Source organism: Agrobacterium larrymoorei (assembly GCF_005145045.1).
Classification (GTDB): Bacteria; Pseudomonadota; Alphaproteobacteria; order Rhizobiales; family Rhizobiaceae; genus Agrobacterium; species Agrobacterium larrymoorei.
On record NZ_CP039691.1, the window covers coordinates 2401978 to 2428529 of the forward strand.

Annotated in this window: 28 protein-coding genes and 1 pseudogene; 12 read left to right on the forward strand and 17 right to left on the reverse strand. The window is 58.3% G+C overall.

Going from position 1 to position 26552, the window contains the following annotated elements; translation table 11 throughout:
• Positions 1–174: 174 nt before the first annotated feature.
• A complete protein-coding gene (locus CFBP5473_RS11680) occupies positions 175–1320 on the reverse strand; it encodes a site-specific DNA-methyltransferase (protein ID WP_027675687.1) in 1146 nt (381 codons plus the stop codon).
• A 212-nt stretch (positions 1321–1532) separates the two neighbouring features.
• On the opposite strand from CFBP5473_RS11680, the gene CFBP5473_RS11685 reads away from it, so the two are divergent.
• Positions 1533–2600, forward strand: coding sequence for a hypothetical protein (locus tag CFBP5473_RS11685; protein ID WP_106389407.1), 1068 nt, complete (start codon positions 1533–1535; stop codon positions 2598–2600).
• Here CFBP5473_RS11685 and CFBP5473_RS11690 read toward each other — a convergent pair.
• The 3 genes from CFBP5473_RS11690 to CFBP5473_RS11700 form a co-directional block, all read right to left on the reverse strand.
• Positions 2590–3069, reverse strand: coding sequence for a DUF1284 domain-containing protein (locus tag CFBP5473_RS11690; protein ID WP_027675689.1), 480 nt, complete (start codon positions 3067–3069; stop codon positions 2590–2592). The two genes, CFBP5473_RS11685 and CFBP5473_RS11690, sit on opposite strands and share 11 nt — an antisense overlap.
• Positions 3066–3644 carry a biotin transporter BioY gene (locus tag CFBP5473_RS11695; RefSeq protein WP_027675690.1) on the reverse strand — a complete coding sequence of 193 codons (579 nt, stop codon included), beginning with the start codon at positions 3642–3644 and terminating at the stop codon, positions 3066–3068. Before CFBP5473_RS11695 ends, CFBP5473_RS11690 begins: the two co-directional genes overlap by 4 nt.
• 179 nt (positions 3645–3823) lie before the next feature.
• The gene (locus tag CFBP5473_RS11700) at positions 3824–4504 is read right to left on the reverse strand and encodes a GntR family transcriptional regulator (RefSeq protein WP_027675691.1); all 681 of its coding nucleotides are present in this window, start codon (positions 4502–4504) and stop codon (positions 3824–3826) included.
• Positions 4505–4650: 146 nt separating this feature from the next.
• Here CFBP5473_RS11700 and CFBP5473_RS11705 point away from each other — a divergent pair, with 146 nt between their 5' ends.
• Both CFBP5473_RS11705 and CFBP5473_RS25070 read left to right on the forward strand, forming a co-directional pair.
• Positions 4651–5340, forward strand: coding sequence for an HAD family hydrolase (locus CFBP5473_RS11705; protein WP_027675692.1), 690 nt, complete (start codon positions 4651–4653; stop codon positions 5338–5340).
• Between the two features lie 38 nt (positions 5341–5378).
• Positions 5379–5540: pseudogene (locus CFBP5473_RS25070) on the forward strand (BrnA antitoxin family protein); the annotation flags it as partial.
• 40 nt (positions 5541–5580) lie between these two features.
• On the opposite strand, the gene CFBP5473_RS11710 reads toward CFBP5473_RS25070, so the two are convergent.
• Positions 5581–6159, reverse strand: coding sequence for a hypothetical protein (locus tag CFBP5473_RS11710; protein ID WP_027675693.1), 579 nt, complete (start codon positions 6157–6159; stop codon positions 5581–5583).
• 197 nt (positions 6160–6356) lie between these two features.
• On the opposite strand from CFBP5473_RS11710, the gene thrC reads away from it, so the two are divergent.
• Genes thrC through CFBP5473_RS11730 form a run of 4 tightly spaced genes read left to right on the forward strand, consistent with a single transcriptional unit; the run spans position 6357 to position 12622 of the window.
• On the forward strand, positions 6357–7754 hold the full coding sequence (thrC, locus tag CFBP5473_RS11715; protein ID WP_027675694.1) for a threonine synthase: 1398 nt from the start codon (positions 6357–6359) through the stop codon (positions 7752–7754).
• 21 nt (positions 7755–7775) lie between these two features.
• On the forward strand, positions 7776–9074 hold the full coding sequence (locus CFBP5473_RS11720; RefSeq protein WP_027675695.1) for a M16 family metallopeptidase: 1299 nt from the start codon (positions 7776–7778) through the stop codon (positions 9072–9074).
• Positions 9075–9113: 39 nt separating this feature from the next.
• Positions 9114–9704 carry a GNAT family N-acetyltransferase gene (locus tag CFBP5473_RS11725; protein WP_027675696.1) on the forward strand — a complete coding sequence of 197 codons (591 nt, stop codon included), beginning with the start codon at positions 9114–9116 and terminating at the stop codon, positions 9702–9704.
• 5 nt (positions 9705–9709) lie between these two features.
• Complete coding sequence (locus tag CFBP5473_RS11730) at positions 9710–12622, forward strand: EAL domain-containing protein (protein ID WP_027675697.1); 2913 nt, start codon at positions 9710–9712, stop codon at positions 12620–12622.
• Here the strand turns inward: CFBP5473_RS11730 and CFBP5473_RS11735 are convergent.
• From CFBP5473_RS11735 to CFBP5473_RS11745, 3 genes are all read right to left on the reverse strand, one after another.
• Positions 12601–13740, reverse strand: a complete 1140-nt coding sequence (locus tag CFBP5473_RS11735) for a zinc-binding metallopeptidase family protein (RefSeq protein ID WP_051441291.1) — start codon at positions 13738–13740, stop codon at positions 12601–12603. The genes CFBP5473_RS11730 and CFBP5473_RS11735 overlap by 22 nt on opposite strands.
• A gap of 117 nt (positions 13741–13857) precedes the next feature.
• Positions 13858–14049, reverse strand: coding sequence for a CsbD family protein (locus CFBP5473_RS11740; RefSeq protein ID WP_027675698.1), 192 nt, complete (start codon positions 14047–14049; stop codon positions 13858–13860).
• A 93-nt stretch (positions 14050–14142) separates the two neighbouring features.
• Entirely contained in the window at positions 14143–14748 is a 606-nt protein-coding gene (locus tag CFBP5473_RS11745) for a YqgE/AlgH family protein (protein WP_027675699.1), read from the reverse strand.
• A gap of 156 nt (positions 14749–14904) precedes the next feature.
• On the opposite strand from CFBP5473_RS11745, the gene CFBP5473_RS11750 reads away from it, so the two are divergent.
• The 5 genes from CFBP5473_RS11750 (at position 14905) to CFBP5473_RS11770 (ending at position 19162) form a co-directional block, all read left to right on the forward strand.
• Positions 14905–15744, forward strand: a complete 840-nt coding sequence (locus tag CFBP5473_RS11750; RefSeq protein WP_037171014.1) for a protein-disulfide reductase DsbD domain-containing protein — start codon at positions 14905–14907, stop codon at positions 15742–15744.
• 108 nt (positions 15745–15852) lie between these two features.
• Positions 15853–16338, forward strand: coding sequence for a peroxiredoxin (locus CFBP5473_RS11755; protein ID WP_027675701.1), 486 nt, complete (start codon positions 15853–15855; stop codon positions 16336–16338).
• A 300-nt stretch (positions 16339–16638) separates the two neighbouring features.
• Entirely contained in the window at positions 16639–17382 is a 744-nt protein-coding gene (locus CFBP5473_RS11760; protein ID WP_027675702.1) for a metal ABC transporter ATP-binding protein, read from the forward strand.
• The gene (locus CFBP5473_RS11765; RefSeq protein WP_027675703.1) at positions 17379–18251 is read left to right on the forward strand and encodes a metal ABC transporter permease; all 873 of its coding nucleotides are present in this window, start codon (positions 17379–17381) and stop codon (positions 18249–18251) included. Before CFBP5473_RS11760 ends, CFBP5473_RS11765 begins: the two co-directional genes overlap by 4 nt.
• Before the next feature lie 14 nt (positions 18252–18265).
• Positions 18266–19162 (forward strand): metal ABC transporter substrate-binding protein, encoded by an 897-nt coding sequence (locus tag CFBP5473_RS11770; RefSeq protein ID WP_027675704.1) that lies wholly within the window; start codon positions 18266–18268, stop codon positions 19160–19162.
• 98 nt (positions 19163–19260) lie between these two features.
• Here CFBP5473_RS11770 and CFBP5473_RS11775 read toward each other — a convergent pair whose 3' ends face one another.
• From CFBP5473_RS11775 to CFBP5473_RS11815, 9 genes are all read right to left on the reverse strand, one after another.
• Positions 19261–20382, reverse strand: a complete 1122-nt coding sequence (locus CFBP5473_RS11775) for an IS4 family transposase (RefSeq protein ID WP_136954354.1) — start codon at positions 20380–20382, stop codon at positions 19261–19263.
• Between the two features lie 258 nt (positions 20383–20640).
• Positions 20641–20949, reverse strand: coding sequence for a Dabb family protein (locus tag CFBP5473_RS11780; protein ID WP_027677001.1), 309 nt, complete (start codon positions 20947–20949; stop codon positions 20641–20643).
• A gap of 178 nt (positions 20950–21127) precedes the next feature.
• Positions 21128–21568 carry a ribonuclease HI gene (rnhA, locus tag CFBP5473_RS11785; protein WP_027677002.1) on the reverse strand — a complete coding sequence of 147 codons (441 nt, stop codon included), beginning with the start codon at positions 21566–21568 and terminating at the stop codon, positions 21128–21130.
• Positions 21568–22533 (reverse strand): homoserine kinase, encoded by a 966-nt coding sequence (locus CFBP5473_RS11790; protein WP_027677003.1) that lies wholly within the window; start codon positions 22531–22533, stop codon positions 21568–21570. Before CFBP5473_RS11790 ends, rnhA begins: the two co-directional genes overlap by 1 nt.
• Before the next feature lie 33 nt (positions 22534–22566).
• Positions 22567–23613: a 4-hydroxy-3-methylbut-2-enyl diphosphate reductase gene (ispH, locus tag CFBP5473_RS11795; protein WP_027677004.1), complete on the reverse strand. Its 1047-nt coding sequence runs from the start codon at positions 23611–23613 to the stop codon at positions 22567–22569.
• 121 nt (positions 23614–23734) lie between these two features.
• A complete protein-coding gene (locus CFBP5473_RS11800) occupies positions 23735–24511 on the reverse strand; it encodes an SURF1 family protein (RefSeq protein WP_106389469.1) in 777 nt (258 codons plus the stop codon).
• Positions 24480–24863: a DUF983 domain-containing protein gene (locus CFBP5473_RS11805; RefSeq protein ID WP_027677006.1), complete on the reverse strand. Its 384-nt coding sequence runs from the start codon at positions 24861–24863 to the stop codon at positions 24480–24482. Before CFBP5473_RS11805 ends, CFBP5473_RS11800 begins: the two co-directional genes overlap by 32 nt.
• A gap of 67 nt (positions 24864–24930) precedes the next feature.
• Positions 24931–25806 carry a cytochrome c oxidase subunit 3 gene (locus CFBP5473_RS11810; protein WP_027677007.1) on the reverse strand — a complete coding sequence of 292 codons (876 nt, stop codon included), beginning with the start codon at positions 25804–25806 and terminating at the stop codon, positions 24931–24933.
• Positions 25807–25915: 109 nt separating this feature from the next.
• Positions 25916–26521 carry a cytochrome c oxidase assembly protein gene (locus tag CFBP5473_RS11815; protein WP_027677008.1) on the reverse strand — a complete coding sequence of 202 codons (606 nt, stop codon included), beginning with the start codon at positions 26519–26521 and terminating at the stop codon, positions 25916–25918.
• Positions 26522–26552 lie beyond the last annotated feature (31 nt).

The window sequence follows — 26552 nt, forward strand, 5'->3', positions numbered from 1 at the left end:
ATCGTTTTGCCGGTTTTAGTTTCGACCGGAATAAGGCAAATGGCGGCGGGCAGGCAGATACACCAAGACCCGGCGTCCAGGGAACGCCGGGTCTTGGTTACTCCTCATCCGGGACTGAAGGTACTAAAACCGGATAAGGCATCTGGCAAACAGCACGAGGCGGTGGATCGCAGACTATTCGGCCTTTGCCAGCTCCGAGCGGATGACGGTTCTCAGATCATCGATGGGCTTGAGAGTTTCCCCATCTTCGTAGTGCCAGAACGTCCAGCCGTTACATGCATCGAGACCCTGCACTTTCGCGCCGAGGCGATGAATGGAACCGGCATCTCCGCCGGAAGCGATGGTACCATCGGCACGAATGATGGCGCTATAACGACGCTTCGCATCCGTCAGAACCTGGCCCGGGCGCACCAGCCCGCTTTCCAGCAGCACGTTGAACGCAACGCGCGGCTCGGCCTTCTTGCCGGTCATGACGGTCAGTTCCGCCTTGCCCAGCGGCTCGACGGCGGCGATACGGGCGGACGCCGCATCGATATAATCCTGCTCGCGCTCGATGCCGACAAAGTGGCGGCCAAGACGCTTTGCCACCGCACCCGTGGTGCCGGAGCCGAAGAACGGGTCGAGCACGACATCGCCCGGCTTGGTGGATGCCATGATGACGCGGGCCAGCAGTGCTTCCGGCTTCTGCGTCGGGTGAACCTTCTTGCCATCCTCGCCCTTCAGCCGCTCATGGCCGCTGCAAATCGGGAACAGCCAGTCGGAGCGCATCTGCACGTCGTCGTTAGACGCCTTCATCGCTTCGTAATTGAAGGTGTAGCTCTTGGCCTTCGCATCGCGGCTCGCCCAGATCATCGTCTCATGTGCATTCTGAAAACGGCGACCCTTGAAGTTCGGCATCGGGTTGGTCTTGCGCCAGACGATATCGTTCAGAATCCAGAAATTCATGTCCTGAAGAATGGAACCTACCCGATAAATGTTGTGATAGGAGCCGATGACCCAGATCGTGCCATTCGGCTTCAGCACGCGGCGGCAGGCCAGTAACCATGCACGGGTAAAGGCATCATAGGCTTCGAAAGAGGCGAACTGATCCCACTCATCATCCACCGCATCCACCAGCGACTGGTCCGGGCGATGCAACGTACCGCCGAGTTGAAGATTGTACGGCGGATCGGCAAAGATTGCATCGACAGACTGGCTTGGAAGCGCTTCGAGAGCAGCAACGCAGTCACCCTTGATGATGCTGTCCTTCCAGGCATCGCTCTCACCTGCAAGATCAAAACCGGCACGCCGAAAATCGGCCAGCGGAAACACTGATGCCATAGGTACTCGCTCCATACGCTTACTCAACTGAACTGCCCTTATGGTTACCGAAGATGGTTATCAAAGGCTGAACAAGTGTATGAAAAAACCGAAAAAACATGAGAGTGGAACCGGATATTGTTTTTAACGTTTTGATTTAGGAATTTTCCGCACTGGGGTATTATGGTGCCAGTGAAGGGTGCAGGGGTTAAAACAAAATGCGCATTGCCTTGATGATCGTAACGACGCTCTATGCCAGCGCCGCTTTTTCTCAGCAGCCTGCTCCACAGGCGCCAAAACCGCAGGTCAACGTGCGGACAGATGCCGTTCTGTTCAAAGGCGGGCCATCTCTCGGAGACAGCGACAAGGTTCGCTGGGATTTCTACAAGGCCGACAGCACCGGCGGGCGGAGCGATGATAATGTGGGCGGCGCTTATGATGCGACGTTCGAGGAAAAGATAGCGCCCGGCAAATATGTTGCCGTGGCCGCACTTGGCAACATCACTCGCGAGATGCCCTTCGAGGTGAAAGATGGCGCTGTTGCCGAGTTGAAAGCGGATTTCGAGGCGGCGCTGTTGACGATTATTCCCAAGCGCAGTGCTGACAGCCCGGAGCCGGAGCCGCAGTCTCGCGTTACGGTTACGCAAGGCAGCTTCAGCGACAGCGTCTATGGTCCAAAGGACATTTACGTGCCAGCCGGGGAGCTGAAGCTCGAAGGCCGCATCGGCCCTGCGCGGGCGGAAGAGACGATCAGCGTGAAGGCTGGCGATACGATTAGCCACGATCTCATCATTCCGAGTGGCGTCGTTGTGACGAATGCGGTCTATAAGGAAGGCGGTCGCAAGGTCGAGACCGACAATATCCGCTTCGAAGCGCTTTCCACCGAGGAAACGCTGGACGGCTCACGCGAGACGATTACCGGCACCTATGGCCCCGGCAAGATCATGCAGATGCCAGCAGGCGATTTCATCATGCGCGCTCGCCTTGGAAAAGTAACTGTCGAGAAGCCTTTCAGCGTCAAGGCGGGGCAACGCACCGATCTGACCATCGATCTCGATGCAGGCGTTCTGGCCGTCAACGCGCCGGATGCGGACCGTATCGACATTATGGAAATTACCAAGGATCTGCAGGGAACGCAGAAGGAAATTTCCGGGCGCTACGGCACCTCGCATCAGGAAACACTGCATCCCGGAAACTACTCCGTGAAGGTGACTTACGACAAGAAGTCGCAACGCGACCCGAAGGAAGTCAATGCCGTGGTGACGGCATCGGAGCGAACCGAATTGAACGTCACTGAGTAACACCGAGGCTCAATGATAGGAGCCTTGGTATGAGTTCTGCCCGGTTTTCTCCGACGATTTTCGCGCCACGAAAGCCGGAACCCGCGACTTTATCGCAGAGGCTGCTCCATTCGCAGCCGCTGCATGCCATGCGCAACGTACCCGTACCGAATGCGTGCCGCTGTTTGGCGAGGTAAGCGAGGTCCGGTTTTATGCGGCTGCCGGGAACGAGGTCACGTCCGAGCAAACGCCCGACCGAGGCAAGTGCGGCGGCATCTCGCTCGTTTACGCTCTCGCCATGGCAATGGGGACTCTTCTCCGTCAGCAAAGGCGCACAGATATCGTCCGGGCCTGAGACGATTTCGATCTCCTCTCCGCTATTCAGCCGCTCGGCCACACGATCGTAATTGATCGTGAAGCCGGGCGTGTAGCCTTTGCCGATATAGGTCAGCATGCAGAGCAGATGGTGGCCCCTCAGGCGGATCGTCATTTGCTTTCGGTTTTGGCAAAAAGCGCCTTGAGAACCGCCGCTGCCAGCGCCGACTTCAGTACCGCACCGAGAATGAAGGGGGCGACGCCAGCGATCCAGGCCTTCTCCCCACCGATGAGGCCCGCGAGCCATGCCCAGCCCAAGGCAAGGCCCACAACATTCGCAGCAAAGTGAAGGCTGAAGCAGGCAACGATGTTGCTCTTGCCGAAGCCCTTTTCCATGGTAAAGCCGACCATGGCCGCCATGATGGGGAAGGAAACCAGATATCCTGCAGTCGGTCCCACAAAGGGCGCAAGACCGGACGACGCTCCGGCCAGAACGGGCAAACCGATCATTGCCTCACCCAGCCATGCCAGCACCGTCAGCGTGCCGAGACGCCAGCCGTAAAGCGCGCCGATCATGGTCACGGCAAAGGTTTGCATGGTGATCGGCACCGGCACCATCGGCACCGAGATTTTCGATGCCAGCGCAAGAACGAGTGTGCCCACCACGACGAAGATCGCCTGCTGGATGTGAGATTTCGCCGCCATATCGAAGAAGCCGGGCTGGGACGTAGTTTGAGTCTGAACCGTCATTTTACGCGATCTCCAAATTATAGATAATTTTTGCAAGACAGCGATATTGATAAAGCGAATTTGGAGGGAGTCCAGACTTTAGGGAGAATTTTAAATCGCTAAAGCGCACGCGATGTGGACAGAAGAATCAATATCGCAATCGATTCAACTATTTAATATCCAATAAAATTATCTATAATTTATCCGACAATGGCAAAAGCATCGCGGGTCGCTCCCGCTGGGGTGCGAATAGCGGTTCGCCCGATCCACTGCACATGGCCGTCCAGTATTCGGATCGCTTCTTCTGTCCGCCCCGCGCGCAGCGCATCTATGATTGCCCGGTGGTCGGTATCGGTGCGCCGTTCCCAACCGGCACGCCAGGCGGAAAAGAGAAAGCGCGCGCTAGCGGAATGCAGGCCGTCTATGGCCTCCATCAGACGCGGCATGTTGCAGGGCGCGGTAATCAGACGGTGGAAACGACGGTTGGCCTCCTCCCAATGGCGCACATCGAGCGCGCGATCCCCCTCATGCGTCGCCGCTTCGGCCTCATCGAGAATGGCGCCCGTCATGTTGGGAATGGCGTGGCGCAGGGCCAGAACTTCCAGCGCTGCACGCATTTCCGCCACCTCGCGCACATCCGCCAGCCCGAAATCGGCAACCCGAACGCCCCGGCGTGGAATGTTGACCGCCAGCCCCTGCGCCTCCAGACGCCTGAATGCCTCACGAACAGGGACATGGGAGGCGCCGAATTCATCCGCAATATGGTCCTGCCGCAACCTCTCCCCGGGACCGAGCTCTCCGCGCACGATGCGCTCTGCAAGCGCCTTGCTGATCCGGGCGGCAATGGTGTCGTCGGGCTTTGTTTTCGGATTTTTGGCCATGACCTGACATAGGACGAGGCCGCCGAATTGTCGAGCGATAGCGTCGCTCATCAGGTCTGCCCTGCATATCAGCCGGTTGAGCTTGCGGCTCACATGAGCTAAAAGCGCCCGACCTCAAATTCTCCCATCGACATCAAGGAGCGCCCATGAGCGGCTTCGACCTCATCATTTTCGACTGCGACGGCGTTCTGGTCGATTCCGAAATCATCGCCGCGCAGGTCGAATCCCGCCTGCTGACGGATGCGGGCTACCCGATTTCCGTCGAGGAAATGGGTGAGCGCTTCTCCGGCATGACGTGGAAGAACATTCTGCTGGAAGTCGAGCGCGAAGCCAGCATTCCGCTTTCCGCGACGCTGCTTGAAAAATCCGAAAAGCTGCTCGATGCGCGGCTGGAGCGTGACGTTAAGGTCATTGAAGGCGTCAAATTCGCCCTCTCCCGCCTCACCACGCAGCGCTGCATCTGCTCCAATTCCTCCAGCCACCGCCTGGACATGATGCTGACCAAGGTCGGCCTGAAGCCCTATTTCGACAGCCATATCTATTCCGCCAAAGACCTCGGCCCCGACCGCGTCAAGCCGAAGCCGGACGTGTTCCTGCATGGCGCCAAGCAGTTCAACGTCTCGCCCGAGCGGGTCGTCGTGGTGGAGGATTCCGTCCACGGCATCACCGGCGCAAGAGCCGCCGGAATGCGCGTCATCGGCTTCACCGGCGCCTCCCACACCTACCCCAGCCATGCCGACAAGCTGACGGATGCAGGCGCAGAAACCGTGATTTCCCGCATGCAAGACCTGCCCGCAACGATCGCCGCATTGGCGGATTGGGGCAGCCTCGTCTGAGTTGCGCTCCGTCCCGCCACGAACAGAGAAAGTCTTCCATGGCCAAGACCGAAAAGCTGACTGAGTTCGAGGTCGGACATGGTTACGATAAGGCAGATTGGGACGCCGTCGATTTTCCGGAGATGACCGACGAAGAACTCGATCGCCTGCGACCTGCTGTCGATGTTCTACCGCCTGAGTTTTTCGAAGCGATGCGCAAGGCGGCTGATCTATAAAACAGCCGCCCTCATTCGACAAAAATCAGCCGCGACGGCCCCTCTTGCCCGCAGCTTTCGCGCCGCTTTCATCGAACGAGATGAAAACATTGGTCTGGCGGGAAGCGCCGCCCGGGGCGTTGGGGATGGCGACGTTGGGGTTGTTGAAGATGAATTGTGTGCCGGCAGAGCCCGCCGGAACATCGACTGCGAAATTCGTTACCTGCGAGAAAAGTTCGCCGTCGCCGTCCTTCACCGTCACGCGGATTGGCAGCGTAACGCGACCGGGCTTGGAAAGCGGGCCGGGAACGATGCGGCCCTGTGCCAGCACGTTCACGGTCAGCGTAGATTCGCTCATGCTGCAGGAGCGCGTGGTGTCTGACAGGGAGGCCTGATAGACGAGCTTGCTCGGATCGCCATTGCCGCCAGCATAGACGCGGTGGACGGCATTGGCGTCCAGAATGGTGATGGTCGGGCAATTGGCCTGAACGACGGGGGCGATCGCATTGGCTTGCGCCGCTGGAGGATTGACCGCCAGACTGTCCGATGGATTGGAAGAATTGCAACCCGCAAGCACGGCCAGCAGCGATGCTGCGACGGATAAACGCAAAATATTCCCTGTCACTCTATTCCACCCTTTAAAACTATCCCGCGACAGGACCGGAGATGCCATTTATTGGCCTTTCATGCCTGTCGGCGATGGTCTATAGCAGCGACGCTGGAAAAAATCGATTGGTTGCGTTCGTATTTGCCTGAATTTTGCAAATTGGCTGCGAACACGGCTTTTTCAGCAATAGCTGCTGACGACGAAGGACTGTTTCCGTGAAGTATGTATCGACCAGGGGCAGCGCCCCATCGCTGGGTTTTTGCGACGCGCTTCTGGCGGGTCTGGCGCGTGACGGTGGACTTTATGTTCCCCGCGAATGGCCGACCATGAAGAAAAAGGAAATCCGTGCGCTTCGCGGCAAGACCTATCAGGAAATCGCCTTCGAGGTTCTCTACCGTTTCACGGGCGGCGAAATTCCCGCTGATGCCTTCCGCTCGATGATCGATGATGCCTATGCCACCTTCCGCCATCCGGCAGTGGTGCCGCTGGTGCAGACTGGCCCGAACGCCTTCATTCTGGAGCTTTTCCACGGCACGACGCTGGCCTTCAAAGATGTTGCGATGCAGCTTCTGGCCCGCCTGATGGACTACTCGCTGGCTGAGCGCGGCGAGCGCGCCACCATCGTCGGCGCGACATCGGGCGATACGGGTGGCGCTGCCATCGACGCTTTTGCCGGGCGCGACCGCACCGACATCTTCATTCTTTTTCCGCACGGCAAGGTTTCGCCGGTCCAGCAGCGCCAGATGACGAGTTCGACCGCCTCGAACGTTCACGCGCTTGCCATCAACGGCAATTTCGATGACTGCCAGAACCTCGTCAAGGATATGTTCAACGATGGCAAGTTCCGCGATGGCGTGAAGCTTTCCGGTGTCAACTCAATCAACTGGGCCCGTATCATGGCTCAGGTGGTCTATTATTTCACCGCCGCCATTTCTCTGGGCGCGCCGGATCGCAAGGTGTCGTTTACCGTACCGACGGGCAATTTCGGCGATATTTTTGCCGGTTACGTGGCCAAGCAGATGGGCCTGCCTATCGACAAGCTGGTGATTGCGACCAATGACAACGATATTCTGGCGCGCACGCTGAAGACGGGCCGTTACGAGATGCGTGGCGTCCACGCCACCACCTCGCCTTCCATGGACATCCAGATTTCCTCCAACTTCGAACGCCTTCTGTTCGAAGCCTATGGGCGCGATTCGGATGCCGTGAAGCGTTCGATGGACGGGCTCAAGCAATCTGGTGCTTTCGATATTCCGGAAGCGGCGATGAAGTTCATCAAGCGCGATTTCCGCGCGGGCCGCGCGACCGAAAAACAGGTTGCCGCAACCATCCGCGATACGCTGGCTGAGACCGGTTATCTTCTCGATCCGCACACGGCGACAGCCCTGTTTGTGGCGAAAAAGCATGAAAAAACAAATACGCCGATGGTGACATTGTCCACCGCCCACCCGGCGAAATTCCCGGATGCTGTAAAATCCGCTTGCGCAATCGATCCTGCCCTACCAGTATGGCTTGCTGATCTCATGAACCGGGAGGAGCGTTTCGACGTTCTGGAAGCAGAGCTGGACGCCGTGGAAACATTCATCGGCAACCATGCTCGCGCCAAGAACTAAGCAACGCGGAAAGACGTGAAAATGAATGTAAACGTAACTCGGCTTGCATCCGGGTTGACGGTTGTCACCGAAAGAATGCCCCACCTCGAAAGTGTCGCTCTCGGGGTGTGGATCAAGTCAGGTTCACGCAACGAGACGGATGACGAGCACGGCATCGCGCATCTTCTCGAACACATGGCCTTCAAGGGCACGGCGCGGCGCACGGCCCGCCAGATTGCCGAGGAAATCGAGAATGTCGGCGGCGAAGTCAACGCTGCGACATCCACCGAGACGACATCCTATTACGCCCGCGTGCTGAAGGACCACGTGCCGCTGGCCGTGGATATCCTTGCCGATATCCTCACCGAATCCGCCTTCGACGAGGGCGAGCTGGAGCGGGAAAAGAACGTCATTCTTCAGGAAATCGGTGCCGCCACCGATACGCCGGACGACGTTATCTTCGACAATTTCTCAGGCGTCGCCTATCGCGACCAGACGATTGGCCGTCCTATCCTCGGCACGCCGGAGACGGTGCAATCCTTCACCACGAACCAGATTCGCCACTATCTCGGCCGCAACTATACGACGGACCGTATTTTTGTGGTTGCCGCAGGTGCAGTGGATCACGAAACCTTCGTCAAACAGGTGGAAGAGCGTTTCTCCAGTCTTCCGCAAAAGCCGGCATCTACGCCGGTTCTGGAAAAAGCGATCTATACCGGCGGTGAAATTCGCGAGACGCGCGACCTGATGGATGCGCAGGTTCTGCTCGGCTTCGAGGGCAAGGCCTACCACGCGCGCGATTTCTACTGTTCGCAAATCCTCGCCAACATTCTGGGCGGCGGCATGTCTTCGCGCCTCTTCCAGGAAGTGCGCGAGTATCGCGGCCTCTGCTACTCGGTCTATGCCTTCCATTGGGGCTTTTCCGACACCGGCATTTTCGGCATTCATGCCGCAACCGGCAGCAACGATCTGCCGGAACTCGTTCCGGTCATCATCGATGAATTGCGCAAGTCTTCGCAAGAGATCCATCAGGAAGAAATCGACCGTGCGCGGGCGCAAATCCGGGCGCAATTGCTGATGGGTCAGGAAAGCCCGGCGGCGCGTGCCGGACAGATCGCGCGGCAGATGATGCTCTATGGACGCCCCATCCCGAATGACGAGATGATGACACGTCTTGGCGACATTACCCGCGAACGTTTGACCGATCTTGCAGGCCGCCTGTTTTTCGATAAAGTTCCGACATTGTCGGCAATCGGCCCGCTGGAAAACCTCGCGCCGCTTTCCGATATCACGGCGGAGCTTTCTGTGACGCCATCCATAAAAATAACGGCAAACGGCTGACGGCAGGCACAGATCCGCAGCATGGTGTTGGACGACTAGATGCTGCGTTTTCTCTCCCGCAACAGCGATACGCCTGAACTTAGAAACGCGGATTATCTTTTGAGATTGCCGCGTTACTCCGATTACAAGCAGTGGCAGAGGTTGCGCTCGGAAAGCCGCAGCTTTCTTCAGCCATGGGAACCGACCTGGCGTGCTGATGAGCTGACGGAAAGCGCGTTTCGCGTTCGCGTAACGCGCAACGGGCAGGAATTTTCCTCCGGCACCGCCGTCTCACTGCTACTCTTCCTATCCGACGGCACTCTGATCGGCGGCATCACCATCGGCTATATTCGCCGAGGTGCTGCGCAGAGCTGCATGATCGGATACTGGATGGGCGAGGCTCACGCCGGTCACGGCCATATGTCTGCCGCATTAAAACTGGTAATACCCTACATCTTCAACGGACTTCAGTTGCACCGCATTGAGGCAGCCTGTATTCCAGAAAACTTCAAAAGCATCCGGCTGCTCGAAAATGCCGGATTTCAGCGGGAAGGTCTCTTGCGGGAATATCTGAAAATAAACGGCGAGTGGCGGGATCATGTGATGTTCTCCCTTATCGGCGACAGACAAATTTCCGGCGGGATACAGTAGGATAGATGACATATATTAGCCTCGTGTCGCGCCTTTTCGGACATATTTCAGCGGCGGCACGCTTCACGGTCCTGTTTTTCGTCTGCGTGCTATTCGTCGGGCAGGCTCAGGCCTTCGAGCCGGTGAAGATTTCGCGCGACGACAATGCGCTGGACCTGACGGCCACGACCGATATCTACGCCAATCAGGGTGAAGCCTTTCAGGTTTCCACTGCCCCCGGCCCGGATGGTATTCGCCGACGCATCGAAGTGCGGGCGAGTTCGCCTACTCACCAGGGAGACTGGGCTGTTTTTGCGCTCGCCAACGTTTCGGAAGAGCAGCTCGAGCGCGTTATCGTCGCCCCGCATTTCCGTCTAGTCAATTCGAAGCTTTTCTGGCCGGATCTCGGCTCGCAGCGCATCATTGCGATTACGCCCAGCGAAGGCTTTGCGCTGGACCGTCAGCCGAGCCCGGATGCGGACGTTTTCCGCATCACGCTCAATCCGGGTGCCGTGATTACCTTCGTTGCGGAGCTTCAGACACCGCAGTTGCCGCAGCTCTATCTCTGGGAGCCGGAAGCCTACAAGGATACGATCAACGCGTTTACGCTCTATCGCGGCATCGTGCTGGGTATCGCCGGTCTTCTCGCGGTTCTTCTGACCATTCTTTTCGTCGTCAAGGGCACCTCGGTTCTGCCAGCTTCGGCAGCACTCGCTTGGGCGGTTCTTGCCTATATCTGCGTGGATTTCGGCTTCCTCGAGAAACTGATCACCGTCACGTCCAGTGACGAGCGAATGTGGAGGGCGGGCGCCGAAGTGGCGCTCGCCTCCAGCTTCGTGGTCTTCCTTTTCACCTATCTCAATCTGAACAGGTGGCACGCGCATCTGGGCTATGCGACATTTGCCTGGATCATCGGTCTCGGCGCGCTCTTCGGCGTGGCGATCTATGATCCCTCCATCGCATCGGGCATTGCGCGCGTCTCCTTCGCCCTGACCGCGACGGCTGGTATCGCGCTCATCGTCTATCTCGGCTTCAACCGTTATGACCGCGCCATTCTGCTTGTACCCTCCTGGGCGCTCATCCTCGTCTGGCTCTTCGGCGGCTGGCTGACGGTGACCGGGCAGCTGGACAACGACATCGTGCAACCGGCGCTGGGCGGTGGGCTCGTATTGATCGTGCTTTTGATTGGTTTCACTGTCATTCAGCACGCCTTTGCCGGAAGTGCCTATCAGCAGGGCCTGTTCTCGGATCTGGAGCGGCAGTCTCTGGCGCTGACCGGCAGCGGCGATACGGTTTGGGATTGGGACGTGACCCGCGACCGCATCGTCACGACACCCGATGTCTCCATCAAGCTCGGCCTTCACCCCGGCACCATGCATGGCGCGGCGCGCAACTGGCTGCCCCGTCTGCATCCCGACGACCGGGATCGTTTCAAGGCGACGCTCGATGTGCTGCTCGACCACCGCAAAGGCCGTTTGAACCACGAATTCCGCATTCGCGCCGAAGATGGGCATTTCCACTGGCTTCAAATCCGTGCGCGTCCGGTTCTCGGCTCGAACGGTGAAATCATCCGTTGCGTCGGCACCATAACCGATATCACGGAGCAAAAGAATTCCGTCGAGCGACTGTTGCAGGACGCGTTGAACGACAATCTGACCGGCCTTCCAAACCGTCAGGTCTTCCTCGACCGTCTGCAATCCATGCTGAACCTCGCGCCCGATGGCGAGAATGTTCGCCCGACGGTCATGGCCATCGATATCGACCGTTACAAGCTGGTCAACGATACGCTGGGCATTGCTGCGGGCGACAATATTCTGATCGCGCTGACGCGTCGTCTTCGCCGTCTGTTGAAGCCGCAGGATACGCTGGCGCGTCTGGGTGGTGACGAGTTCGGCCTGATCCTCGTTTCCGAGCGCGATCCGCAACGCGTTGCCGACTTCGCGGATGCCGTCAACAAGGCGATCATGGTGCCGATAAATTTCGCCAACCGCGAAATCATCCTCACCGCATCCATCGGCCTCGTCTCATGGATCGACCAGCAGGAAAGTGCTGCCGGGCTGCTCAGCGACGCGGAACTGGCCATGTACCGGGCGAAACGCGCGGGCGGCAACCGCGTCGAGCCGTTCCGCCCTGCCTTCCGCACCTCCGGCACCGACCGGCTGCAAATGGAGAGCGACCTGCGCCGCGCCATCGAGCGCAAGGAGCTTTCGCTTGCCTACCAGCCGATCATCAAGCTGGACAATGGCGATCTGGCGGGCTTCGAAGCCCTCATGCGCTGGGAGCACCCCAAGCGCGGCAATATTCCGCCAAGCGAATTCATTCCCGTGGCCGAAGCCTCCGGGCTCATCGAGCCGCTCGGCATGTTTGCGCTGGAGCGTGCGGCGACCGATCTGATGGATTGGCAGCACGCCATCGACAAGCTGCCGATCTTCATCTCCGTGAATATTTCGAGCGCGCAGTTGCTCAACAACGAACTCTATAACGACGTGCGCAGCATGTTGCAGCGAACGCGATGCAATCCGCAGCAATTGAAGCTGGAGCTGACCGAATCCATCGTGATGGAAAACCCGGAACAGGCCCGCCTCGTTCTGGCCAAGCTCAAGGATACGGGCTTGAGCCTCGCTCTGGATGACTTCGGCACCGGCTATTCGTCGCTTGCTTACCTCACCCGTTTCCCGTTCGACACGATCAAGCTGGACAAGGCGCTGGTGGCCAATACCAGCGACAAGCGCAATGTTCTGCTGCGCTCCATCATTGCCATGGCGCGTGCGCTTGAAATGCAGGTGGTAGCAGAAGGCATCGAGACGCCGGAGGACGCAACGGAGCTTGCCCGCATGAACTGCCATTACGGGCAAAGCTTCCTGTTCGGCACGCCGGACACAGGAGAAGCAGCACTTCGCCTGTTGCGGGAGCGTTTTCAGGTGGTCAAAAGAGCCTGATCCTGCTCGTTCTGCTGTTGTGGCGCGGGTTGCGGTATAGCGACACCCGCCTGCGCCGCGACGTTTCCATGAACCAGATCATGAATGAACTGCAGCTTGGTTACCACCGCAGGTGTCAGCACGAAGGGATAGAGATCCGCCTCCCCCATGCTGCGCTGCATGGAGTTCAGCGCTACGCTGAGCGGCACCCAGGCATTGACCAGACGCTGCGCACTGCGTGCGCGGTACGGGTCGAAAGCCACTTCCGTCGCCATTTCCTCATGGCCTTCCGGCTCGATGGCAATGCCGAAGGCATGGGCCGTTTCCAGCGTATCGACAATGTGAAGATAATGCGCGAAGCACTCGGCAAAATCTTCCCAAGGGTGCACGGAGGCATAGGAGCTGATGAAGGTTTCCTGCCAGCCGGGTAGCGGTCCCTGCTCGTAATTGCGCTTCAGCGCCTCGCCGTAATCTTCACGCTCATCGCCGAATACGGCGCGGAAGGGCTCGAAGAGGTTGGCATCGCGAACTAGCTTATTCCAGATGAAGTGCCCCACCTCATGGCGGAAATGGCCGAGCATGGTGCGGTATGGCTCGTTCATGTTGGCGCGAACCTGCTCGCGCGTCACATCATCGGCTTCGGCTGCGCGGATCGCGATCAGTCCTTCGTCGTGACCCGTCATCGCTGGAATGATGGAGCCATCCGGCGCAATCTCATCGACGAGGAAGTCGAATACCAGTCCGCCTTGAGGATCGGCATCCCGGTTGGGATGCGGCAGTTTCAGCCGCAGAATGGAATAGAACAGATGCCGCTGCGCCTGACTGATCTGCCGCCACTGCTCGATGCCTTCCTGCGTGTTCACATCAGGCACGAGACGGTTGTGGCTGCAAGCCGGGCAAAACGGGCTTTCGCTTTCCGCCGGAACGGCCCAGTTGCAGATATCATTCACCTCATTGGCGCAGAAACGAACCTTCCTGTCCGGCTTGGCCACAAGCTGCCATTCCGGCTCGCCCGCAGGATCGAGCGCTTCCATGGACAGCGTTTCCGGCAGGAAAGCGAGCCTGTGGCCGCAACGCACGCAGGAACGGTTATCAAAATGTACGGGCTGCCCGCAGGCAGCACACGAAAAGAGTTGCATGGGTTTCTCCGGGCATGAAGATGGTACGGGAACGGGCAGATACAGAAAGAGCGCATGTGCTGTTTATGAACACACGCGCTCCTCGAACCTCCAGCTGGGGTGGAGGTTGCCGGTCAATTACATACGGTCAACGGCGCCCTTTACGGCATCCTTGGCCTTGCCAACGCTGGACTGAACCTTGCCCTTGGTTTCCTGAGCGGCGCCTTCTGCGCGCATACGGTCGTTACCGGTGGCAGAACCAACGCTCTGCTTGACCTTGCCGGCGACTTCGTTGGCCTTACCAGCGATCTTGTCGGATGTGCTACCCATTGCATTTCTCCCTAGTTTCAGGCCAGTCTCGGTGCTGGCAACCGGCTAGAAAACGTAACGGGTAAATTTTTGTTCCGCTAAATTTGTGCGTTCTCACGCATGTCCCGCTTCGGCGGAAAGCATGCGAGGATCAACACCCATAAGCGCAAGCGCGCGCTCATATTTGTCATCCAGCGAGCGGTCGAAAATAAGCTCTTCGGATGCGGGGCAGTTTAGCCAGCCATTATTGGCAATCTCGTTTTCAAGCTGACCGGCGGACCATCCGGCATAACCCAGCAGCATGGTGGCGCGGTGCGGCATGCGGCCATTGGAGATGGCGCGCACGATGTCGAGCGTTGCCGTCAAGGAGATGTCATCGCTGACCGGGATGCTGGATTCGCTCGAATAATCATCCGAATGCAGCACGAAGCCCCTGCCCGCCTCAACCGGACCGCCGAACTGGATGGGAAATTCCCGCGTGCGGTTAGGCAGCATGATGGCGTCATTGCTGTCCATGATTTTCAGATGCAGAAGGACGTCGGTGAAGGTAATCTGCTGAGGGCGGTTGATGATGAAGCCCATCGCGCCTGCCTGCGAATGGGCGCAGATATAGATGACGGAACGTTCGAAGGCGCTATTGTCCAGCCCCGGCATGGCGATCAGAAACTGGCCATCCAGGAAGCCGCGTTCTTTCTTGTCCATAAGGGTCGAAAAAGTCACCAGCGCCTCCCGTTGCCGCGCGGCTTTTAGAAGCCGCCGCATCTGGTTTCGTCATTCGTTAAGGATGCGGCATAGTTGACGATCAATCAACCGAAAATGATGAATGAGACAAAATCGTAACTGGTCGGCCCCGGTCTGTTGCGCTAGACGAATAGTATGATAGCTCAGTTTTTCTCCGCAAGCCGCATCATTCCTGCAGCACTCGCCATGGTTCTGGCCGTCCTTTCCGGCACGCAGAGCGCCAAAGCAGATACCACCGAATGGGCCACCAGCGAGGGCGGGCGCATGCGCGTCATCAGCCTTCCGCCGGATGCCAGCGGACGGATCGACGCGGTTTTGCAGATCGACCTCAAGCCCGGCTGGATCACCTACTGGCGTGAACCGGGAGAAGCGGGCATTCCGCCGCAAATCAAACCCGATGCGGCTGGCATCAGCCTCTCCTCCATGTCGTTTCCGGTTCCCAAGCTGATCAAGAATGACGACATCACCGACATTGGATACGACCAGCCGGTGAACTTTCCCTTCACGCTTCAGGTGGACGCCGGGAACGGTGACGATGCAAAACTGAACGCCTTCATCGGCGTATGCCTCAACATCTGCATTCCATTCGAGGCGAGCTTCGATCTTCGCAGAAACGCAGCGGCGACGGACGAGGAAATGGCGTTCGTCAAGGCAAGCAGCGCCATACTGCCCGAACAGGCATCCGATGATTTCAGGGTTCAGAACTTCCACATCACGCCAGACAAGACCCTGCTCGGCGTGGAGCTGCGACTGCCCGAAGACGCCCCTAAGGACGTCGATATCTACGTCGCCGGACCATCTGGCTACGCCTATTTCGAACCGCAGAATCTGGTTCGCGACAAGCGGAAGCTCTCCTTCTACATGAACATCAAAGGCCTGCCGAAGAGCTACAATCCAAAGGGCCAAACCTGGCACATACTGGTTAAATCCGGCGAAAGGGCCATGGAAGCACCGCTCGATTTTCCGGCGCAATAACGGGGCGGAAGGGTCGGAAAACGGTCTTCCCGTTTTTTTCTCTTCACCCTCATTCTTTTTCTGGAAATGCACTATAGTCGCCCCGTCATTGCCACAGGAGCGATATTCATGACCATCAAAATCGGCGCCAAGCTGCCCTCCGCCACCTTCAAGGAAAAGACTGCGGACGGCCCTGTCGAAACGACGACCGACCAGCTTTTCAGCGGTAAGAAGGTTGTCGTCTTTGCGGTTCCGGGCGCGTTCACGCCCACCTGCTCTTTGAACCACCTTCCCGGCTATCTGGAAAACCGTGACGCCATTCTCTCGCGCGGTGTGGACGATATTGCCGTCGTCGCTGTCAATGACTGGCACGTCATGGGCGCTTGGGCGCAGTCTTCGGGCGGCCAGGGTAAAATCCACTTCCTCGCAGACTGGGACGCATCCTTCACCAAGGCGCTCGGCCTCGATGCCGACCTGTCCGCCGGTGGCCTCGGCGTGCGCTCCAAGCGTTACTCGATGCTGGTAGACGATGGCGTCGTCAAGTCGCTGAACATCGAAGAGAACCCAGGCCAGGCAACCGTTTCCTCGGCTGCGACGATGATCGAGCAACTCTGATACGCAGTTCACCGTCTCGCGTTCAACGCTATTTTAGAAAGGCCCGTTGTCATTGCAGCGGGCCTTTTCCGTTGCCGTCGCCCTATCGTTCAACGCATGGACGAAGCCAAATCCCTTGCCATTCTTCCGCCTTATTTGTTATATCATTACAGTAATTGTATAACATAAATGTGAGCGCGCCATGTTGCGTTTTTTCGGCCTTCCTCAGTTGCTAAGATACTCAGCGGCGCATCGTCTGGTTCTGACTATCCTCATTCTTCTGCCCCTTTGGCTGCTGATCCTCTGGGCGGTGACACTCTCATGACCGGTCAAACAATCCTGCGTTTTGAGAACCTAACCGTTGCCTATGATCGGCATCCTGCGGTGCATCACATCTCGGGCGAATTCCACAGCGGAAGCCTGACTGCGATTACGGGGCCGAATGGCGCGGGCAAATCGACGCTGCTGAAAACCATCATCGGGGAACTGCGCGCCACCGAGGGCCGGGTCGTTCACGGGCTTAAGCGCACCGACTTCGGTTATCTGCCGCAAGCAGCCGATATCAACCGCCGTTTCCCGATCTCCGTTCTCGACACGGTGCTTCTCGGTGCATGGAAGATTGCGGGCGCATTCGGTCGCATCGGTAAGGATGAGACTGTCAGCGCAAGACAGGCACTGGCTGCCGTCGGTCTCGAAGGGTTCGAAAAGCGGCCAATCGGTTCGCTTTCTGCTGGCCAGTTTCAGCGCGTGCTGTTCGCCCGGTTGCTGGTGCAGGATGCGAAGGTCATTCTGCTGGATGAACCTTTCACCGCCATTGATGCGAGAACGACGCGTGATCTGCTCGACATCGTAGCCCGCTGGCATGGCGAGGGACGAACTGTGGTGGCGGTGCTGCATGATTTCGATCAGGTGCGCGCGCACTTTCCCCAAACCCTGCTGATTGCCCGCGAACTGGTTGGCTGGGGCACGACGGAGCACATCATGTCGCCCGCCAACCTGCTGCGTGCCCGCGCCATGGCGGAGCGGTGGGATGAGATGAGCGAAATTTGCGAGCCTGCGGCATGACGGCCTATGATCTTTTCATCGCGCCGTTTCAGGATTACGGCTTCATGCGCCGCGCGCTGGTCGCGTGCCTGTGCCTTTCCGTCGGCGCAAGCCCTATCGGCGTTCTGCTTGCCCTGCGGCGGATGAGCCTGATGGGCGATGCGTTGAGCCACGCCATTCTTCCCGGTGCGGCCATCGGCTATCTGATCGCCGGTTCGCTCTCGCTCACCGCCATGGGTCTCGGCGGTCTCGTCGCAGGCCTGTCTGTCGCGCTTTTATCCGGCATCGTCAGCCGCATCACGCCACTTCAGGAGGATGCGAGCTTTGCGAGCTTCTATCTCGCTTCCCTTGCAATCGGCGTGTTGATCGTTTCCCTGCACGGTTCGAATGTCGATCTTCTGCATGTGCTTTTCGGCACCATTCTCGCCATCGATCCGCCAGCGCTTTACCAGATCGGCGCGATCACATCGCTGACCCTCATCGTTATGGCCTTCATCTACCGTCCGCTGGTCACGGAATGCTTCGATCCCGGCTTTCTGCGTGCCGTGGGCGGGCGCGGCCCGATCTACCATGTCGCCTTTCTGCTTCTCGTCGTCATCAACCTCGTTGCGAGCTTTCAGGCACTGGGCACTCTCATGGCCGTGGGCCTGATGATGCTGCCTGCCGCAATCGCGCAGCTTTGGGCGCGCAGCCTGCCTGCCATGCTGGTGCTGGCCTCGGTAAGTGCCGCTGCCTCTGGCTATATCGGGCTTGTCGCGTCCTACCATCTGGAAACTGCTTCCGGACCCACCATCATCATCGCCGCAACCTGCATTTATGGCTTCTCCATTCTGGTGGCGCCTGCGGGGCTTGCTGGCCGCTATTTCACCCGCCCTCACTTGAAGGCCTAATCAGGAGACTGCCGATGCCATATCGCTTTTTGCTTCTTTCCACCGCCCTCCCCGCCCTCATCGCATTTTCGGCAACCGCTTCGGCAGCCGAGTTGAAGGCGGTCGCATCCTTCACCGTGCTGGCCGATGTGGTGAAGCAGGTGGGCGGCAAGCATGTCAGCGTGTCCAGCCTGGTGAAACCCGATGGCGATCCGCACGAATTCGAGCCCTCGCCTGCCGATGCAAAAAGTCTGAAGGCGGCGGACGTGGTTTTCGTCAGCGGGCTTGGCCTTGAAGGCTGGATGGACCGCCTGATTTCCGCTTCCGGTTACAAGGGTACTCCCGTTACCGTTTCGGATGGCATCAAGACGCGCGAGATGGACGAAGACGGCAAGACCATCACTGACCCGCATGTGTGGAACAGCCCGCTCAACGTGAAGATTTGGGTAGAAAATATCGAGACGACACTCGCCGCTGCCGACCCGGCGGATAAGGACGAGTTCAAGGCCAATGCGACCGCTTACCTGAAGAAGCTGGACGAGCTGGACCGGTATGCCCACACGAAATTCGACCCGATCCCTGACGACCGCCGCAAGATCCTCACCAGCCACGATGCCTTCGGCTATTTCGGACGCGAATACAATGTGAAGTTCCTGTCGCCACTCGGCGTCTCGACGGAGACGGAAGCTTCAGCAGGCGATGTGGCAAAGCTGATCGAGCAGATCAAGGCCGAACATGTGAAGACTTATTTCTTCGAAAACTCCAACGACCCACGCTTGGTGAAACAGGTCGCCAAGGCAACCGGCGCTGAACCGGGTGGCGAGCTTTATGTGGAATCACTCTCCAAGGCCAAGGGCCCGGCTGCTACCTATGAGAAGATGTTCCGCTACAATGTGGATCAGATCGCGGCGGCTATTAGCAAGTCGAGTTGAGGGATTTTGGCGGACATTCATCCTAGGGCCCCTTGGGTTAAGCCAATAACCCACTGCCGTCATCCTCGGGCTTGACCCACTACTGTCCGGTTTAAATTTCAGTCCCACATCAGCACCATCTGGTTTGGGGATTTGGACGGTTGTGTGGGTGGTTTAAGGAGTTGGTCGGATCGCCTTTTGTGCATGAGGTTGAGGCGTACGAGGCGGGTGAAGGTGAGCGGTTGCGTGATGGCGCTCTGGCAGGCCTGCGCCATGCGCAGCACAAGATAGGCGATGAGGGCGACATAGGTCTGGATGCGCACGGCGTTTTCGGATGCTCCGAAGAAATGGCGTATCCTGAGGTTCTGCTTGACCCGCTGTTTGTAAAGCTCGGCAATCTCTTCGGCTGGCGCATCCAGATCGTTGGTGACGAGCCGGATGGTCCTGCCCGTGTCGATCCGCACCGCGATCTCGCGCAACGGTTCGGAAAAGGGATTGCGTCTCGAGCGCGCCATGCGTTGTGCCAACAGCCCGATCCTGTCGCACAGGATGTGATCGCTCTCGCTTGGAGGCTGTTCGGTGGCGGCCTGAAGATGCGTGTTGGTCTTAAGCCGTGTGACGAAGCGGCAGCCTGCCCGGTCCAGCGCTGCCCACCACGCGAAATCATAGTAAGCCAGATCAAAGACATAGGTCATGCCGGGTTCGATCGGCATGGCCTTTGCGGGCACGATGTCGTTGGTTCTCTGGCCTGTCATGGTCATCGCCATGGGGATGTCGCCATTCGGATCGTAGGCGACATGCAGCTTGGCGGCTCTGCGCCCGCTGACCATATCGGCCCAACCATTGCTCATGGAGGAGACGGCGACGCGGGTGGCGTCGAGCAGGCGCACCGCATCGCGGATATGGCGACGGGTTCTTCGGCTGGCGGCAGCCGCCATATGGGAAAACAGATCGGCAAAGACGTCCGCAGGCCTTGTGGCATTGGCATCGGCAAGGGTGGAGCGCGCCACGCCGTGGGCACCCAGATGATAAAGCTGGTTGCGGTGGCTCGACAGCCCTGCCTCGATCTCGCGCAGGCTTTGCGCGCCGGAAAGTTGAGCAAACAGAAGCGCCAGCAACTGGTCCTTCATCGAAAACCGCCGAACCCTGTGATCGCCCTTGTACTTATCCACAAGCCCTTCGAAGACCTGCCAGGGAACATGCTTCTGTATTTGATGAAAAACGCTATTCTGGTGGCGCATGACGTTGATCTCCTGTTCGTGTCCAGATCGCCGCGAAACGTCTGAAACCGAGTAGAATCAATGTCATGCGCCTTGTCCAGAAATTTAAACCGGACAGCAGTGGGCTTGTCCCGAGGATCTGCTACGTCCCATCCGCAGAAGCGTGATTAGATCCTAGGGACAAGCCCTAGGATGACGGCGGTGGTTTTGGCGCTGTTGCAACCCCACTGCATGAAGATGCAAATGACATCCAGACGAATTCAGGATGTGCGCCAATCCTCAAACCGCCATATCAAACACAAGTATACCCGCAAGCCCGCCATCGGTCAGCCCGATCAGCCTATCGCCAACCTCTACATGCTGGGGGTGGACGAGATATTCGTCGCGGGCTTCGAGGCTATCGAAGTTGACGATGAAGCCGTCCAGGAAGCCGCCGTTCAGGCCTTCCGGCGAGACGTTCTGGCCGTATTTGATATCCGTGATACCGGGGATTACGTCTTTGAGCGCGGCAATCGCTTCGTAGATCGCCGTTTTTTCGGATGGGGTGGTAGCGGATTTGAACCGCAGGAAAACGCAGTGCTGTATCATTGAGTGTCCCTCTTCTGCTATTTCCGAACATAGGTTACGAGACCCGCCAAACAAGACCCGCCCCGGTTGAGCGGTAAACGGTGCCGTCGCCCCACCACGCCCATCATCTAACTAAGCAAGCGCCGATCCGTTCTTCACGGTTCGGAATCGTTCCGTTCGCGAATAGACCGCGGTTTCATTACCGCCGTTTGAAGGGCTCCATGCCGCGGCGGGCCAGTTCATCGGCGCGCTCGTTTTCCGGGTGCCCGGCATGGCCCTTGACCCAGTGCAACGTCACCTTGTGGCGCTCACGCGCGGTTTCGAGCGCCTGCCAGAGCTCCACATTCTTGACCGGCTTGTTATCCGCGGTCTTCCAGCCTTTTTTCTTCCAGCCGAAAATCCACTTGGTAATGCCATCCTTGACGTAGGCGCTGTCCGTATAAAGATCGACCTCGCAGGGAGCCTTCAGCGCATTGAGCGCAGAGATTGCGGCCAGCAGTTCCATGCGGTTATTCGTGGTTTCCGCCTCGCCGCCGCACAATTCCTTCTCCACGTCGCCATAACGAAGAACGGCGCCCCAGCCGCCCGGCCCCGGATTTCCAGAGCAGGCACCATCGGTGTAAATTTCGACGTGCTTCATTATTCCGCCAATCCATATTCGGCAACATGGCTGATGGAGCGGTGGAAGCGCAGCTTGCGCAGATATTCGAGCGGGTCCTTCTTCACCACAAGCGCGCCTTCCGGCGTCGTCAGCCAGTCGTAGAGACGCGTCAGGAAGAAGCGCAGGGCCGAGCCGCGCGCCAGAAGCGGCAGGGCATCAAGCTCCGCATCGCTCATGGGTCGCACGGATTGATAGCCTTCCAGCAGCGCCTTGCCCTTGGTCACGTTATAAGCGCCGTCCTTCTCGAAGCACCAGGCGTTGAGGCAGATGGACACGTCATAGGCCAGCAGGTCATTGCAGGCGAAGTAGAAATCGATCAGGCCAGAAAGCTCATCGCCGAGGAAGAAGACATTGTCCTGAAACAGATCCGCGTGGATGACACCAGCCGGAAGGTCCTTCGGCCAATGGGCCGCGAGATAATCGATCTCCGGGCGAATTTCTTCCCGAAGCCCGGCTTCAACCTCATCGGCGCGGGCTTCCGCCTTGTCCCACAGCACCTTCCAGCCTTCGACGGAAAGCGCATTCGGGCGCTCTATCTCGAAACCTTCGCCAGCCAGATGCAGCGCCGCCAGCGCCTTGCCCACTTCGCGGCAATGGCGCGCCTCCGGCTTGCGCAGCCACATGCCTTCAAGGAAGGAAATCAGCGCCGCAGGGCGACCGGACAATTCGCCCAGCAACTCGCCATCCTGGCGCGGCAAAGGCAGTGGGCAGGAAAGCCCCTTGGCGGCCAGATGCTGCATCAGGCCAAGAAAGAACGGCAGGTCCGATTTCTCCACGCGCTTTTCGTACAGCGTCAGGATCAGCGGGTCGCTGGTCGTATGCAGCAGGAAATTGGAGTTTTCGACACCTTCGGCAATGCCCTTATAGGAGGTCAATTCGCCAACGTCGTACTGACCGAGAAACTGTCTCAGGTCATCTTCTGTGATGTCCGTGTAAACTGCCAATGGATATCTCTTGAACGAAAAGGTTTGCGTAAATCAGCTGTTCAGCACAGCTTTCGGCGGAAGTGCATCGCGGGCGCTGCCATTGACGAATGCCATGTCTTCCGTGGTGAGTTCAATATTGCGAAGCTCACGATTCACCAGAAAATGCTCGGTTTCTTCAACGGTCACGGCCAGATCGAGCGTGGTCTCGAAACGCTCCTTGAAGGCCTGAATGATCTCATCGACGATGACCTCCGGCGCGGATGCTCCTGCGGAGAGGCCGACCGTGCGCACATCGCCGATCTCGCTCCAATCGATTTCGGCTGCGCGCTGCACCAGCACGGAGCGCTTGGCGCCAGCGCGAAGCGCCACTTCGACCAGCCGTTTGGAGTTGGAAGAGTTCGGCGCGCCGACGACGATGAACAGATCACAACCGGGGGCGGCCTGTTTGACGGCATCCTGACGGTTGGTCGTGGCATAACAGATGCTGTCTGCCGCAGGTGATTGCATGGCGGGAAAACGTTCCTGCAACTTGGCGATCACGCCAGCCGTGTCGTCCACGGAAAGGGTGGTCTGGGTGACGAAGCCGAGATTTTCCGTATCGAGCGGCTGATAGCGTTCGGCATCTTCCACCGTCTCGACCAGAGAGACGGTGCCTTCGGGGAGCTGACCCATGGTGCCGATAACTTCGGGGTGACCGGCATGGCCGATGAGGACGACGTGGCGACCGAGGCGCTGGTGGCGCATGGCCTGCTTGTGCACTTTGGAAACCAGCGGGCAAGTCGCATCCAGATAGAACAGGTTTCGCGCCTGCGCATCTTCCGGCACGGACTTGGGCACACCGTGAGCGGAAAAGACGACCGGCTGCTGGCGATGTTCCGCCGGGATTTCGTTCAGCTCTTCAACGAAAATCGCGCCCTTGGCTTCCAGACCTTCCACCACATAGCGATTATGGACGATCTCGTGGCGCACATAGACCGGTGCGCCATAGGCCTTCAGCGCCAGAACCACGATCTGAATGGCACGGTCGACACCGGCGCAAAAGCCGCGCGGGCCGCAAAGGCGGATCGTGAGGGGCGGTTTGGAAACGGCGATATTCATTCCTGCTCCTTTTGCCTCCCCTTCGCTGGCGTCGGCATGGCCGAAATTATCCGGCCCGTCGCTATTGCTGATTTGCGGTCTTGTTGTGGCCTGCGATGTCTCGCCGAGCCACGTTCAAGGTCTACTCTTTCGAGCCTCTTATGTCCCGGACATAGGCAAAACCGGCCACGAACACAAGGGCGGCAGCCAGTCCGTACCACGTAATCGCATATTGCAGATGATTATTCGGCAGGTCGATGATGGTAACGCCGCCCTTCGGCCAGCCACCGGGATTGGGCGCGGCATTCGCATCCACGAAAAACGGAACGAGACCCGCGCGTGCGACACCGGCACTATCGGCCATGGCGCGGATGTCTTTCCAATAGAAGATGTTTTTGCCGATATCGTTATCGGGCAGCATCATGGAGGGTTTTGCCGCAAGCTGCGCGCGGGCAAGCCCTTCGATTGTGACACGGCCTGTCACCTGCCCCTGTTCACGCTTTACCGCATCTTTCATCTCATAGGGCACGAAGCCGCGATTGACGAAGATTTCGCGACCGTCATCCAGCTTCAGCGGCGTGTAGATGTAATAGCCCGTCTGCCCCTCATGGGTGGCGAAGAAGTGGCGCTCATGTGCGTGATCGAAGGTGCCGGACAGGCGCACCGTGCGGTATTCGATATCGCCGCCCGACGCCAAAATCCTCTCGATTTCGGCAAGTTCCACCGGCGCTGAATGAACGCGCAGCTGGATATCGCTGAGTAGAGCCTCTTTCCAGTAAAGCCGCCGCACCTGCCATGTGCCGAGCGACAGAAGAATGACAAGGGCCAGCAGCACCAGCGGCCCCGCGAACCACAGGCGGCGCTGCGAGGGTTTTATGGCGCTCAGCTCAGCCATGATCGATCCTGCCTTCACTTGCATTATTGCGATATTGCAGCGCCACCATGATGCCCTTCAATTTGCGCAGAAGGACCAGCGAAACGATAACGGCAAGCGGCAGCCAGATCAGCGCATGCAGCCATACCGGTGGCGCAAAGAGCGAATCGAACCAGAGCGCCAGCCCCATGATGAGGAAACCGACGATCAGCATGACGAAGACGGCAGGCCCATCGCCCGCATCCGCGAAAGAATAATCCAGCCCGCAGGCACTGCAGCTCGGCTTGATCTTCAGAAATCCATCGAAAAGTTTTCCCCTGCCGCAACGCGGGCAGCAACCCTGCAATCCGACCTTGATTGGATCGACAGGCGGGAAATCACCAATATTCTGCGTCATGGCTCCTCCGGTCGCAGAAACGCAAAGGGCGGCTGGATGCCGCCCCTCACCACAATACACGCTGGCTTCAATGTGCCAGAGGTGCGCCCCAGCCGCCCCAGACATAGATGGCGAAGAAGAGGAACAGCCAGACCACGTCCACGAAGTGCCAGTACCAGGCAGCAGCTTCGAAACCGAAATGGTGCTTTGGCGTGAAGCCGCCGGAGATGGCGCGGAACAGGCAGACGAGCAGGAATATGGTGCCGACGAAAACGTGGAAACCGTGGAAGCCGGTGGCCATGAAGAAGGTGGCGCCATAGATGGAATTCTTGAAATCGAACGGCGCGTGCATGTATTCATAAGCCTGCACGGCGGAGAAGAGCACGCCGAGTGCAACGGTGAGCGCCAGGCCGGAAATCATGCCCTTACGGTCATTGTGCAGCAGCGCATGGTGCGCCCAGGTTACGCAGGTGCCGGACAAAAGCAGGATAACGGTGTTATAGAGCGGCAGATGCCAGGGATCGATGACCTCGATACCCTTTGGCGGCCATTGACCGCCGGTGAATTCCAGACGGGACGCCTGAATGGCCTCGTGCGGATAAAGGCTGGCATCGAAATAGGCCCAGAACCATGCCACGAAGAACATGACTTCCGAGGCGATGAACATGATCATGCCATAGCGCAGATGTAGGGATACGACCGGCGTGTGGTTGCCCTCATCGCCTTCCTTGATCGTATCCGCCCACCAGGCGTACATGGTGTAGAGAACGATGGCGAGGCCGATATAGAACAGCCATGGATTGGCGAGTTCGTGCCCGAACAGCTTGAACGAACCGCCATTCAGGTAGCGCATGTAACAGATGCCACCGAAGGTCAGAACGAAAGCGCCGATCGATGCCAGAAGCGGCCACGGGCTGGGGCTTATGATATGGTAGTCGTGATTTTTCTGATGCGTATCTGCCATGTGAACAATCCCCGAAGGCTCTTCCCTATCTCACTAAACTCGTTCCTCGACTTTTGGTCGCTGAACCGTTCATTCCGCGGCGGGTCGATTGAGACCGCGCCTCCCTCTCTCACAGTTTAGTTTCGTCACGTTCAGTCTTTACCGGCAAGGACGCAACCGGTTTTTCCGTCTTGGACGGGTAAAATGTATAGGACAGTGTCAAAGTATGAATGTTCTTCGTTTCCCGAGCCTTTACGATTTCGGGATCGATGAAGAAAACCACCGGCATTTCAAGCGTTTCGCCCGGCTGCAAGGTGGTTTCCGTAAAGCAGAAACATTGCACCTTGTTGAAATAGGCACCCGCCTCCATCGGCGTGACGTTGAAGACGGCGGTACCGGTGGTCGCCACCGGCGAGCGGTTCGTCGCCTTGAAGGTTACCTGTATCGTCTCGCCGATTCGCGGCTCGACCTGTCTGTCGACAGGGCGGAAATCCCAGTTGAGGCCATTCGAGGTGTTGGAGTCGAACGTCACCTTCATCGTCTTGTCGAGAATGACATCGGAATACTGCTCGACGCGCTGCGTGGTGCCGTTATAGCCGGTGACCTGGCAGAAGAGGCGGTAAAGCGGGACGGAGGCATAGGCCATTCCGACCATGCCGCAGACGAAGACAAGGCACAGGACGAGGATCGAGCCGTTACTCGTCTTCTTCACCGTTTTTGTTTCACTCGCTCCCATCGTGTCCTCCTCTCCACGGTCTCAAACTATC

What these genes read in the sequence shown, in the direction of transcription:
- CFBP5473_RS11720 (WP_027675695.1), top strand. Translation starts at nt 7,776, where the DNA reads ATGAATGTAAACGTAACTCGGCTTGCATCCGGGTTGACGGTTGTCACC.
- CFBP5473_RS11735 (WP_051441291.1), bottom strand. Translation starts at nt 13,740, where the DNA reads ATGCAACTCTTTTCGTGTGCTGCCTGCGGGCAGCCCGTACATTTTGAT.
- CFBP5473_RS11775 (WP_136954354.1), bottom strand. Translation starts at nt 20,382, where the DNA reads ATGCGCCACCAGAATAGCGTTTTTCATCAAATACAGAAGCATGTTCCC.
- CFBP5473_RS11755 (WP_027675701.1), top strand. Translation starts at nt 15,853, where the DNA reads ATGACCATCAAAATCGGCGCCAAGCTGCCCTCCGCCACCTTCAAGGAA.
- CFBP5473_RS11705 (WP_027675692.1), top strand. Translation starts at nt 4,651, where the DNA reads ATGAGCGGCTTCGACCTCATCATTTTCGACTGCGACGGCGTTCTGGTC.
- CFBP5473_RS11810 (WP_027677007.1), bottom strand. Translation starts at nt 25,806, where the DNA reads ATGGCAGATACGCATCAGAAAAATCACGACTACCATATCATAAGCCCC.
- CFBP5473_RS11780 (WP_027677001.1), bottom strand. Translation starts at nt 20,949, where the DNA reads ATGATACAGCACTGCGTTTTCCTGCGGTTCAAATCCGCTACCACCCCA.
- CFBP5473_RS11700 (WP_027675691.1), bottom strand. Translation starts at nt 4,504, where the DNA reads ATGGCCAAAAATCCGAAAACAAAGCCCGACGACACCATTGCCGCCCGG.
- CFBP5473_RS11740 (WP_027675698.1), bottom strand. Translation starts at nt 14,049, where the DNA reads ATGGGTAGCACATCCGACAAGATCGCTGGTAAGGCCAACGAAGTCGCC.
- CFBP5473_RS11815 (WP_027677008.1), bottom strand. Translation starts at nt 26,521, where the DNA reads ATGGGAGCGAGTGAAACAAAAACGGTGAAGAAGACGAGTAACGGCTCG.
- CFBP5473_RS11695 (WP_027675690.1), bottom strand. Translation starts at nt 3,644, where the DNA reads ATGACGGTTCAGACTCAAACTACGTCCCAGCCCGGCTTCTTCGATATG.
- CFBP5473_RS11685 (WP_106389407.1), top strand. Translation starts at nt 1,533, where the DNA reads ATGATCGTAACGACGCTCTATGCCAGCGCCGCTTTTTCTCAGCAGCCT.
- CFBP5473_RS11690 (WP_027675689.1), bottom strand. Translation starts at nt 3,069, where the DNA reads ATGACGATCCGCCTGAGGGGCCACCATCTGCTCTGCATGCTGACCTAT.
- CFBP5473_RS11725 (WP_027675696.1), top strand. Translation starts at nt 9,114, where the DNA reads ATGCTGCGTTTTCTCTCCCGCAACAGCGATACGCCTGAACTTAGAAAC.
- CFBP5473_RS11805 (WP_027677006.1), bottom strand. Translation starts at nt 24,863, where the DNA reads ATGACGCAGAATATTGGTGATTTCCCGCCTGTCGATCCAATCAAGGTC.
- ispH (WP_027677004.1), bottom strand. Translation starts at nt 23,613, where the DNA reads ATGAATATCGCCGTTTCCAAACCGCCCCTCACGATCCGCCTTTGCGGC.
- CFBP5473_RS11730 (WP_027675697.1), top strand. Translation starts at nt 9,710, where the DNA reads ATGACATATATTAGCCTCGTGTCGCGCCTTTTCGGACATATTTCAGCG.
- CFBP5473_RS11750 (WP_037171014.1), top strand. Translation starts at nt 14,905, where the DNA reads ATGATAGCTCAGTTTTTCTCCGCAAGCCGCATCATTCCTGCAGCACTC.
- CFBP5473_RS11800 (WP_106389469.1), bottom strand. Translation starts at nt 24,511, where the DNA reads ATGCAAGTGAAGGCAGGATCGATCATGGCTGAGCTGAGCGCCATAAAA.
- CFBP5473_RS11770 (WP_027675704.1), top strand. Translation starts at nt 18,266, where the DNA reads ATGCCATATCGCTTTTTGCTTCTTTCCACCGCCCTCCCCGCCCTCATC.
- rnhA (WP_027677002.1), bottom strand. Translation starts at nt 21,568, where the DNA reads ATGAAGCACGTCGAAATTTACACCGATGGTGCCTGCTCTGGAAATCCG.
- CFBP5473_RS11680 (WP_027675687.1), bottom strand. Translation starts at nt 1,320, where the DNA reads ATGGCATCAGTGTTTCCGCTGGCCGATTTTCGGCGTGCCGGTTTTGAT.
- CFBP5473_RS11765 (WP_027675703.1), top strand. Translation starts at nt 17,379, where the DNA reads ATGACGGCCTATGATCTTTTCATCGCGCCGTTTCAGGATTACGGCTTC.
- CFBP5473_RS11760 (WP_027675702.1), top strand. Translation starts at nt 16,639, where the DNA reads ATGACCGGTCAAACAATCCTGCGTTTTGAGAACCTAACCGTTGCCTAT.